The organism is Streptomyces recifensis, assembly GCF_002154615.1.
GTDB lineage: Bacteria > Actinomycetota > Actinomycetes > Streptomycetales > Streptomycetaceae > Streptomyces > Streptomyces griseoluteus.
This window is the reverse complement of the sequence record NZ_MUNH01000042.1, coordinates 1-9829: the sequence shown is the minus strand read 5'-3', so window position 1 is coordinate 9829 and position 9829 is coordinate 1. Positions and strand designations below refer to the sequence as shown.

The window sequence follows — 9829 nt, the reverse complement described above, 5'->3', positions numbered from 1 at the left end:
GTGCGGAGCGGTGTGCTGCGGGGGAGGGGGACGTATGCGGGACGGGCATCGGGGTGAGGCCGAGCGGTTGGTGGTGCGGGCGGTGGAGGAGGAGGTGCGGCGGTCGGGCGGGCGGACCGACAGGCAGCTGCTGCTCACGCGGGCGCGTGCCGCGCTGGACGGGATGACGGGAGCTGCGGCGGAGGAGTACGCCGCGTACACCCGTGCGCTCGACGAGTCCGAGGCGGACCGGCTCAGCTTCGGCCGGCGCTACGCCCGCGAGGGCGCCGGCACCCCGCTGCTGGTGGCCGCCGTCGCGGCGGTCGCCGCGGCCGTCGCCGACCTGTCGCTCGGCACCGGTGCGGGCACCGCGCTCAGCGCGGGCGTCGTCGTAGGCGTCGTCGGGGCGGCCGCCACGGTGGTGAAGGTGGCCGGTACGCATCTGCCCGCCGCCCATCACCGCAAGGGTGCGGCGAGCCAGCCCGGCGGTCCCGAGCAGCTGCGGCTGCAGTGGCTGACCGCGCTGGAGGTACGCGGCATCCGCCCCTTCCTGGACCAGCAACGGATGCTCGCCGCCTCCACCGCGCCGGGCAGGAAGACCGGCCCGGCACTGCGCGGCGCGGACAAGAGCGCGGCGGCCCGGCGCCGGACCGTACTGGAGCAGTCCTTCGGCCAACTCCCGCAGCCGGCGGACCTGTTCGCGGGCCGTACGGAGGAGCTGGCGCGGATCGGACAGTGGGCGCGGGCCGCCCGCGCGGAGTCGGAGACCCGGCCGACGGTGGTCGTCCTGCACGGGGAACCGGGCTCGGGCCGCACCACGCTCGCCGTACGGGCGGCGCACGAGCTGCGGGACCACTTCCGTGGCGCGGTCGTCGTCGACCTGCGCGGCGACGGCCGCGAGGGCCGTCCGCTGCCCACCCGCGACGCCCTGCTGCATCTGCTGAACCGGCTCGGCGCGCCCCGCGAGCAGTTGCTGTTCCGCGAGCACTCCTCCCCCGAACAGCAGGTCAAACGGCTCGGCGAGCTGTACCACCAGCACCTGGCCGGACTCCCGGTCACGATCGTGCTGGACGACGCCTTGGACCCGGCCCAGGTCCGCGCGCTGATCCCGGAGCGCTCCGACAGCCTGGTCCTGGTCACCTCCCGCGCCCCGCTGGAACTGGACGCGGACCTGCCCGCCTGGGTGCACCACCTGCCCGTCGAGGCGCTGGACGCGACCGGTGCCGAGGAGCTGCTGACCGCCTCCGCGCAGGACTCCGATCAGCCCTACGACGCCGAATCCACCGCGCGGATCGCCACGTTGTGCGGCGGGCTGCCGCTGGCGCTGCGCTGCGCCGGCTCGGCGCTCGGCGCCCGTTCGGCGAGCGGACTGGCGGCGGACCTCGCCGCGTACGGCCCCGTCGGGCCGGTGGAGCGGGCGCTGTGGCTGCGCTACTCCGACCAGCCGGACCCCGCCCGCCGGCTGCTGCGCCGGCTCGCGCTGGCCGGCCGGGCCTCGCTGGGCGTGGCGGCGGCCGCCGCGCTGCTGGGCACCGGTGAGGAGGAGGCGGGGCGGCACCTGGCCGCGCTGGCCCGCGCCGGGCTGCTGGACCATGTGCGCGGCGACCGGTATCGGCTGCACCACCTGGTCCGCGCCTTCGCCGAGGCACGGCTGCTGGACGAGGAGGAGCAGGCCGAGCGCACGGCGGCGCAGGAGCGGCTGATCGTCAACTACGCCGAGCTGGCCGACTCGGTGCTGCGCCTGGTCGACGGCAACATGTCGACGCGGTCGGACCGTTTCGGCTCGCACGGCTTCGTCTCCCTGGAGGAGGCGCTGCGCTGGCTGGACGACGAGACCAGCTTCATCACGGCCACCCTGCGCCAGGCCGAGGGCGTGGACCAGGGCGCGGTGCTGAACCTGCTGGGCGCGCTGTGCGACTACTGCCTGCTGCGCGGCGACCTGTACCGGCTCGGGGAGATCAACGAGCTGGCGCAGGCCGTGGACGAGGGGCTGCTGGTGCGCTCGGTGCAGTGGCGTACCGGTATCGCGGCCCGGCAGCTCGGTGAGCTGGACAAGGCGCGCACCACGCTGGCCTCGGTGGTGGACCTCTACCGGGAGGCGCACCACGACGCGGGCGCCGCCCGTGCCCTGTGCTCGCTCGGCATCACCCTGCACCACCAGGGCAACCTGACCGAGGCCGCGGCCAAGCTGCAGGAGGCGATGGACCTCCAGGCTCCCCCGCAGCTCGCCACCGACCGCGCCTGGACCATGCACGCGCTGGCCGCCGTGCAGCGCGACCGGGCCCGGCTGCCGGAGGCGCTGGACCTGCTGAAGCGCTCCCTGGTGCTGCACCGGGCGGGCGGCTCGGTGCACGGCGAGGCGTGGGCCCACTACCAGCTCGGCCAGCTCGCCCTGTGCCTGGGCGACGTACCCCGGGCGGAGGACGAGCTGCGGGCCGCGCTGGAGCGGTACGGGCGCACCCGCGACGCGCGCGGCGAGGCATGGGCGCTGACCCAGCTCGCGCGGGCCCGGCTGGTCGACGGGGACGCGACGCCCGCCGTGGAAGGGCTGCGCCAGGCGGCCGTGAAGCACCGGGACAACGAGGACGCGCGCGGCGAGGCGTGGACGCTGCACCACCTGGGGCAGGCGCTGGAGGAGACCGGCGACCTGGACCGGGCGGTGCGGGAGCTGGAACGCTCGCGCACGATGTTCTCCCGGATGCGGGACGTGTACGGGCTGGCCTGCGCCCGGCACCACTCGGCCCGGGTGACCCGCGACCAGCGGGCCGCGCAGACCGGCTCGCTGCGCAACTCCGGGTTCGCCCGCCAGCTGCTGGTCGACGCCCGGGCCGACTTCCAGCGGGTCGGGGTGCCCCACGGCGAGGCGTGGACCTGCCTGGAGCTGGCGGTGGTGGACGCGGGCAACGAGCGCACCCGGCAGGCGCTGGCCCTGTGCGACGAGGCGCTCACCCTGTTCACCGCCTACGGCGACCGGCGTGGTGAGGACTGGGCGCGGTTCCTGCGCTGCACCCTGCTGCCGTACGCGGCGCCGGGCGGCACCGAGGTGGGCACGGCGGTCGCGCAGGAGGAGCTGGCCCGTCTGGTCCGCGCCACGCATCCCGCACGGGACGAGCGGCTCACCGACTGCGCGCCCGCGTACGCCCTGCTGCTGGAGCGGGGCGTGAGCCTGGAGTCGGGCTGGCAGGCGTGGCGGCTGCGCATGACCCCGGACCGGCACGCCCGCGATGTGCTGGGGGTGCCGGTACCGGGCCAGGGCTGAGCGAGGCACCGGCGGGGCGCGGCCGTCGTTCCGGTCGCGCCCGTCGGTGGGTTCCGCCCGGCGGGGTCAGCCCTGCCGGGACTCGGTCTTCGTGGCGGAGGTCTCGCCGTCGGCGGGCGCCTCCTTGAAGTCGACCTTGCCCATGTGCTTGCTCATGGACTTCATCAGCCCCCAGACGGCCAGGGCCATCACCGCGAACACGATGAAGCCGAGGACACCGGGGGTGACCTTGTTCTCGTCGATCTCCTTGGCGAGAGGGACGAGATGCGTCACTGCGAGGCTCACGCTTGCGCTCATGTCAGGCATTGTCCCGGATGCCCGCGAAGAGGTCGTCCTCGGGGAGGGACGTGTCCACGAGGGACTTCGCCAGCTCGTACTCCTCGGTGGGCCAGACCTTCTTCTGGAGCTCCATCGGGACCTTGAACCAGCCGCCGTCCGGGTCGATCTGGGTGGCGTGCGCGATCAGCGCCTTGTCCCGGATCTCGAAGAAGTCCGCGCACGGGACATGCGTGGTCAGCGTGCGCTCGACCCGCTCGAACTCCTTCCAGCGCTTGAGCCAGTCCCCGTACGGCGACTCCAGCCCGTTGTCCAGCATCGCCTGGTGCAGGGCCTCGGTGCGGGGGCGGTTGAACCCCTGGTTGTAGTAGAGCTTCCGCGGCTGGTAGGCCGGGCCGAACTCGGCTTCCGGGTACTTCTCGGTGTCCGCCGCGCCCTCGAACGCCACCATCGAGATCTTGTGGGTCATGATGTGGTCGGGGTGCGGGTAGCCGCCGTTCTCGTCGTAGGTGGTGATCACCTGCGGGCGGAACGCGCGGATCTTGCGGACCAGCTCGCCGGCCGCCTTGTCGACGTCCTCCAGCGCGAAGCAGCCCTCGGGCAGCGGGGGCAGCGGGTCGCCCTCGGGCAGGCCGGAGTCGACGAAGCCGAGCCACTCCTGCTTGACCCCGAGGATTTCGCGGGCCTCGTCCATCTCCTTCTTGCGCACCTCGTGGATGTGCTCCTCGATGTACGCGTCGCCCTGGAGCTTGGGGTTGAGGATGGAACCGCGCTCTCCACCGGTGCAGGTCACCACCAGCACGTCCACCCCGTCGGACACGTACTTCGCCATGGTGGCCGCGCCCTTGCTCGACTCGTCGTCGGGGTGCGCGTGGACGGCCATCAGTCGCAGCTGGTCAGTCAAGACTCGTTCCTTGTTGGTCGGCGCCCCGCGGTCGGTGGGGCAGTCAACGGGTGCCGTGCCTGGGGCTCGTCGTCCATGGGGCGGCGGTCGGAGGGCGGGCGGCAGGCTTCTATAGTGACCGAATCGGGGGGCGAATAATTCCGCGGAGAGGACGATCATGGCTACGGCGAGCACGCGGCTGCCCGAGGGCCGCTACGGCCGCTCCTCGGACGAGCGTGCCGACCACCGGCTCAAGATCCTCGGCGCGGTACTGGGTGCGGCCCTGCTCGCGCTGGTGGGCTATTTCGCCTACCACTACGTCGCCAAGAACGAGATCAGCGCCCAGGTCATCACCTTCCAGGCCACCGACCACGCGGTCCGGGTGCACCTGGAGGTCCACCGGGACGCGGGCGTCGACGGCTACTGCACGCTGCGCTCCCAGTCGGCCGACGGCGCCGAGGTCGGCCGGGCCGACTTCCGCTTCTCCGGGCCGGACACGCGGGTCGAAAAGGTCGTCACGCTGCGTACCACCGCCAAGGGCGGCACCGCCGAACTGCTGGGGTGCCACGCGGGCTGAGGGATCACCTGGAATGCGTACGGCGTGACCTGCGCTGATGCGATTCTGATGGCTTATGTCCTCCCCCTTTCGCCCCTGAATTGTTAGGCTCGTGGTTTCGCCCATCCAAGAGAGAACATGCTTCTGGGTAGGGCGATGCTTTGTATCCCCAGTACCGACGAGGAGCACCCTGTGACCCAGACCAGCGAGAACGTCACCTGGCTGACCCAGGAGGCGTACAACAAGCTCAAGGACGAGCTTGAGTACCTTACTGGTCCTGCGCGCACGGAGATCGCGGCCAAGATCGCGGCTGCGCGCGAGGAGGGCGACCTGCGCGAGAACGGCGGGTACCACGCGGCCAAGGAGGAGCAGGGCAAGCAGGAGCTGCGCGTGCGCCAGCTCACCCAGCTCCTGGAGAACGCCCAGGTGGGCGAGGCCCCTGCCTCCACCGACGGGACCGTGGCTCCGGGCATGGTCGTCACGATCGCCTTCGACGGCGACGAGGACGACACGATGACCTTCCTGCTCGCCTCCCGCGAGTACGCCAGCTCCGACGTCGAGACGTACTCGCCGCAGTCCCCGCTCGGCTCGGGCGTGATCGGCCACAAGGTCGGCGAGGACGCGGAGTACGAGCTGCCGAACGGCAAGAAGGCCACGGTGAAGATCCTCAAGGCCGAGCCGTACTCGGGCTGACCCCGACGCCTTTTCCCGACCGGCCCCCGGCGCCCTCGCGGCACCGGGGGCCTCGTCGTGTCAGGCGGTGGCCGAGCGGTACTTGCGGACCGCCAGGGTGCGGAAGACCACGACGATGAGTATCGAGTAGATCAGCGAGGCCCACACCGGGTGCTGCATGGGCCAGGCGGTGGACGTGGACTCACCGGGGTTGGCGAACAGCACCCGGGCCGCCTCGACGGTGGCGCTGAACGGGTTCCAGTCCGCGATGTGCCGCAGCCACGGGGTCATGTTGCTGGTGTCCACGAACGCGTTGGACAGGAAGGTCACCGGGAAGAGCCACACCAGGCCGCCGGAGGTGGCCGCCTCGGGAGTGCGTACGGAGAGCCCGATGAGGGCGCCGATCCAGGTGAACGCGTATCCGAGCAGGAGCAGCAGGCCGAAGGCCGCGAGCACCCTAAGCGCGTTCGTGTCGCCGTTGGACCCCACCCGCCAGCCGACCAGCAGGGCGACCGCGGCCAGCACCAGCAGGGTGAGCGCGGTCTGCACCAGGTCGGCCAGGGTGCGCCCGGTCAGCACCGCGCCACGGGCCATGGGCAGCGAGCGGAAGCGGTCCACCAGCCCCTTGTGCATGTCGTCGGCGATGCCGGCGCCGGCGCCCGCGGTGGCGAAGGTGACGGTCTGCGCGAAGATCCCGGCCATCAGGAAGTTGGTGTAGGCGGTGGCGCTGGTGCTGCCGCCGATCTTCATCGACCCGCCGAAGACGTAGGTGAACAGCACCACGAACATGATCGGCTGGATCAGCCCGAAGATGACCACCTCGGGAATCCGGACCATGCGGATGAGGTTCCGCTGGGCCACGATCAGCGAGTCGCGGACGGCTCTGCCGAAGGGGTTGGCGGGCGCCACGGTACGCGCGCTCTCGCTGACGGCACTCACTTCACGGCCCCCTCGGTGTCGGTGGTGCTCTCGGTGTCCTCGGCGGTGCCCGGCCGGGCCTCGGCGGTGTGTCCGGTCAGGGAGAGGAACACGTCGTCGAGGGTCGGGCGGCGCAGCGCGATGTCGTCTATCTCGATGCCCCGGCCGTCCAGCTCCCGGATGACCTCGGCCAGCAGCTTGGCGCCGCCGGTGACGGGGACGGTGAGCTTGCGGGTGTGCTGCTCGACGGTGGTCTCGCCCTTGCCGAGGGCGCACAGCACCTCGGCGGTGCCCGCGATCCGGTCCCGGTCGTGCACCACGACCTCGACGCGCTCGCCGCCGGTGCGGGCCTTGAGCTGGTCGGAGGCGCCCTGGGCGATGACCCGGCCGTGGTCGACCACGGCGATGTCGTGGGCGAGGTGGTCGGCCTCCTCCAGGTACTGCGTGGTGAGCAGCAGGGTGGTGCCGCCGGAGACGAGCTGCTGGATGACCTCCCAGAGCTGCTGGCGGTTGCGCGGGTCGAGGCCGGTCGTCGGTTCGTCCATGAACATCACGGGCGGCGAGACCACGAGCGCGGCGGCGAGGTCGAGCCTGCGGCGCATGCCGCCGGAGTAGGTCTTGGCGGGACGGTCGGCGGCGTCGGTGAGATGGAACTGCTCCAGCAGCTCGGCAGCGCGCTCCTTCGCCGCCTTGCCGCGCATCTGGTAGAGCCGGCCGACCATCTGGAGGTTCTCCCGGCCGGTCAGGTACTCGTCGACCGCCGCGAACTGGCCGGACAGGCCGATGGAGCGGCGGACGGTGTCGGGGTGCCTGAGCACGTCCACGCCCGCGACGACCGCCCGGCCGCTGTCGGGGCGCAGCAGGGTGGTCAGACAGCGGACGGTCGTCGTCTTGCCCGCCCCGTTCGGCCCGAGCAGCCCCAGGACCGTCCCCTCGGGCACGTCGAGGTCGACGCCGTCCAATGCCCTTACGTCCCCGAAGGTCTTCACCAGACCCTCGGCATGGATGGCGCCCGGCATGATCTCTCCCCGTCGTCGGTGCTGCAGGCGGATGACTGGCACGCGGACCCGGCACCGGCCGTCGAGCGAACGGTGGTCCGACCCCCACGTCGCACACCGTAACGCGATGTATCGCGTCCCTCAACGGGTTTCCGGATTCCTTCCCCGAACGAGTGAACGGTAGCCGGACCGGCCCCGGCCGGCACCGCTCATTCGATGATCACGTATCCCGACTCCCCCAGCGCGGCGGTGACTTCGGAGCGGTGGGTGGGGCCCTGGGTCTCCAGGTGGAGCTCCACCTCCGCCTCGCTGAGGCCGAGGCGCGGGTCGGTGCGGATGTGGCTGACGTCGAGCACGTTGGCGTCGGCGGCCGAGAGCACGCCGAGCAGGGTGGCGAGGGCACCGGGGCGGTCGGTGAGGCGCAGCCGGACCGCCAGGTAACGTCCCTGCGCGGCCATGCCGTGCCGCAGCACCCGCTGGAGCAGGACCGGGTCGACATTGCCGCCGGACAGCACCGAGACCACGGGCCCCGAGAAGCCGCCGGGGTCGGCCAGCAGCGCCGCGACCGGGCTGGCGCCCGCCGGTTCCACCACCAGCTTGGCCCGCTCCAGGCAGAGCAGCAGCGCGGCCGAGAGCTGGTCCTCGCTGACCGTGCGCACCTCGTCGACCAGCTCCTCCACGATCCCGAACGGCACCGGGCCGGGCGTACCGACCCTGATCCCGTCGGCCATGGTCGCCGGACTCCCCACGGTCACCGGATACCCGGCGGCCAGCGAGGGCGGGTAGGCGGCGGCGCCCTCGGCCTGCACGCCGATGATCCGCACGTCGGGCCGTACCGACTTCACCGCCACCGCGATCCCGGCCGCGAGCCCGCCGCCGCCCATGCCGACGACGATGGTGCCGACCTCCGGGCACTGCTCCAGGATCTCCAGCCCGACCGTGCCCTGGCCCGCGATGATGTCGGGGTGGTCGAAGGGGTGGATGAACACCGCGCCCGTCCTGGCCGCGTACTCCTCGGCCGCCGCGAGCGCCTCGTCCACGACCTGGCCGTGCAGGCGCACCTCGGCGCCGTACTCGCGCGTGGCGCTGACCTTGGGCAGCGGGGCGCCCTGCGGCATGAACACGGTGGAGTGCACGCCCAGCAGGGAGGAGGCGAGCGCGACGCCCTGGGCGTGGTTACCGGCGCTCGCGGCGACCACTCCGGCGGCCCGCTCCTCCGGCAGCAGCCCGGCGATGCGCACATAGGCGCCGCGGAGTTTGAACGAGCCCGTCCGCTGGAGGTTCTCGCACTTCAGGTGCACCGGTGCGCCCACCGTCCGGGAGAGGTGTCTGCTGCTCTCCAGGGCGGTCGTGCGGGCCACCCCCGAGAGCATCTTCTGTGCTCCGCGCACGTCGTCGAGGGTCACGGAGCGCAAGGGGTGGGCCGTGCGGTAGCTCATGCCCCAAGTGTCGCAGTCCGGGCCCGCGTGCCCGGACCCGCGAGCACCGGTTTTCCCGGCGCCCGTACGGGCCGCCGCCGGGCCGCGTACCCTGTCCCCCAACCCAGCAGCCCCTCTCTGAAGCGAGCCTCCGGCCATGCCCACAACACCCGATATGTCGATGGACATGACAACCGTCGGTGACAGCGGTCTGCTCGACACCCTCCAGCACGAGGTGGCGGTGTTCGCGCGCCGCGCCGAACAGACGCGCCTCGGCGGGGTCGGGCAGGCGCGCAACTCCATGGACCGCGCCGCCTATCTGCTGCTCAATCGCCTCGACAACGAGGGCCCGATGGGCGTCAAGGCGCTGGCCGCGAGCATGGGCATCGACTCCTCCACGGTCACCCGGCAGGTGGCCCCGCTGGTGGACGCGGGCCTGGTCAAGCGCACCTCGCACCCCGAGGACGGGCGCGCGGTGGTGCTTCAGCTGTCCCCGCGCGGTGCCACGCGGCTGGCGGAAGTACGGGCCTCCAGGCGCCAGCTGATGGCCGAGCTGACCGAGGAGTGGACCCCGGCCGAGCGCGAGAGCTTCTGCGATCTGCTCACCCGGTTCAACACCGCGCTGTCCGCGCGCATGACCGTGCAGCCGCAGCCGCCCACCGCCTCCTGAAGGCGGCCCCGACGCGGCTCTTGACCCCCGGGCCGCCCCGGGCCTCATATGAGACCGGGCCCCGCGTGTCCGGGGCCCGTGGGTTCTTCTCGCGCCGCAGGGTGCGCTGGGGGGAGGCGGGGTGCGCGATCGGCGGGGCGTGCGGGACGCCCGCAGGGCACAGGAGTTCGGAGGGTTCGTCGCGCGCGCGGGTTGGCGTC

At 72.5% G+C, this 9829-nt stretch carries 9 protein-coding genes; 4 read left to right on the top strand and 5 right to left on the bottom strand.

Features of this window, described 5'->3' with window-relative positions; all coding sequences use genetic code 11:
* Positions 1-34 precede the first annotated feature (34 nt).
* Positions 35-3238, top strand: coding sequence for a tetratricopeptide repeat protein (locus CCN33_RS02875; RefSeq protein ID WP_086690726.1), 3204 nt, complete (start codon positions 35-37; stop codon positions 3236-3238).
* A 66-nt stretch (positions 3239-3304) separates the two neighbouring features.
* Here the strand turns inward: CCN33_RS02875 and CCN33_RS02870 are convergent, their stop codons facing one another.
* Together CCN33_RS02870 and mca are read right to left on the bottom strand one after the other, a co-directional pair.
* Positions 3305-3544 (bottom strand): hypothetical protein, encoded by a 240-nt coding sequence (locus CCN33_RS02870; RefSeq protein ID WP_086690724.1) that lies wholly within the window; start codon positions 3542-3544, stop codon positions 3305-3307.
* A complete protein-coding gene (gene mca, locus CCN33_RS02865; RefSeq protein WP_086690722.1) occupies positions 3537-4418 on the bottom strand; it encodes a mycothiol conjugate amidase Mca in 882 nt (293 codons plus the stop codon). The genes CCN33_RS02870 and mca overlap by 8 nt, the downstream gene beginning before the upstream one ends.
* A gap of 157 nt (positions 4419-4575) precedes the next feature.
* Between mca and CCN33_RS02860 the strand changes: the two genes are divergently transcribed.
* Both CCN33_RS02860 and greA read left to right on the top strand, forming a co-directional pair.
* Positions 4576-4974, top strand: a complete 399-nt coding sequence (locus CCN33_RS02860) for a DUF4307 domain-containing protein (RefSeq protein ID WP_086690720.1) — start codon at positions 4576-4578, stop codon at positions 4972-4974.
* A gap of 171 nt (positions 4975-5145) precedes the next feature.
* Positions 5146-5646, top strand: coding sequence for a transcription elongation factor GreA (gene greA, locus CCN33_RS02855; RefSeq protein ID WP_086690718.1), 501 nt, complete (start codon positions 5146-5148; stop codon positions 5644-5646).
* A 60-nt stretch (positions 5647-5706) separates the two neighbouring features.
* On the opposite strand, the gene CCN33_RS02850 is transcribed toward greA, so the two are convergent.
* The 3 genes from CCN33_RS02850 to ilvA form a co-directional block, all read right to left on the bottom strand.
* Positions 5707-6564: an ABC transporter permease gene (locus CCN33_RS02850; protein ID WP_086690716.1), complete on the bottom strand. Its 858-nt coding sequence runs from the start codon at positions 6562-6564 to the stop codon at positions 5707-5709.
* The gene (locus CCN33_RS02845; RefSeq protein WP_086690713.1) at positions 6561-7562 is read right to left on the bottom strand and encodes an ATP-binding cassette domain-containing protein; all 1002 of its coding nucleotides are present in this window, start codon (positions 7560-7562) and stop codon (positions 6561-6563) included. The genes CCN33_RS02850 and CCN33_RS02845 overlap by 4 nt, the downstream gene beginning before the upstream one ends.
* A 188-nt stretch (positions 7563-7750) precedes the next feature.
* Complete coding sequence (gene ilvA / locus CCN33_RS02840; RefSeq protein ID WP_086690711.1) at positions 7751-8980, bottom strand: threonine ammonia-lyase; 1230 nt, start codon at positions 8978-8980, stop codon at positions 7751-7753.
* A gap of 154 nt (positions 8981-9134) precedes the next feature.
* Between ilvA and CCN33_RS02835 the strand changes: the two genes are divergently transcribed.
* Complete coding sequence (locus tag CCN33_RS02835) at positions 9135-9629, top strand: MarR family winged helix-turn-helix transcriptional regulator (protein ID WP_190045331.1); 495 nt, start codon at positions 9135-9137, stop codon at positions 9627-9629.
* Positions 9630-9829: the final 200 nt, after the last annotated feature.

Excerpts from the sequence above, each read along its gene's own strand:
- CCN33_RS02875 (WP_086690726.1), top strand. The coding sequence starts at position 35 with ATGCGGGACGGGCATCGGGGTGAGGCCGAGCGGTTGGTGGTGCGGGCG.
- CCN33_RS02870 (WP_086690724.1), bottom strand. The coding sequence starts at position 3,544 with ATGCCTGACATGAGCGCAAGCGTGAGCCTCGCAGTGACGCATCTCGTC.
- CCN33_RS02860 (WP_086690720.1), top strand. The coding sequence starts at position 4,576 with ATGGCTACGGCGAGCACGCGGCTGCCCGAGGGCCGCTACGGCCGCTCC.
- CCN33_RS02845 (WP_086690713.1), bottom strand. The coding sequence starts at position 7,562 with ATGCCGGGCGCCATCCATGCCGAGGGTCTGGTGAAGACCTTCGGGGAC.
- ilvA (WP_086690711.1), bottom strand. The coding sequence starts at position 8,980 with ATGAGCTACCGCACGGCCCACCCCTTGCGCTCCGTGACCCTCGACGAC.
- CCN33_RS02835 (WP_190045331.1), top strand. The coding sequence starts at position 9,135 with ATGTCGATGGACATGACAACCGTCGGTGACAGCGGTCTGCTCGACACC.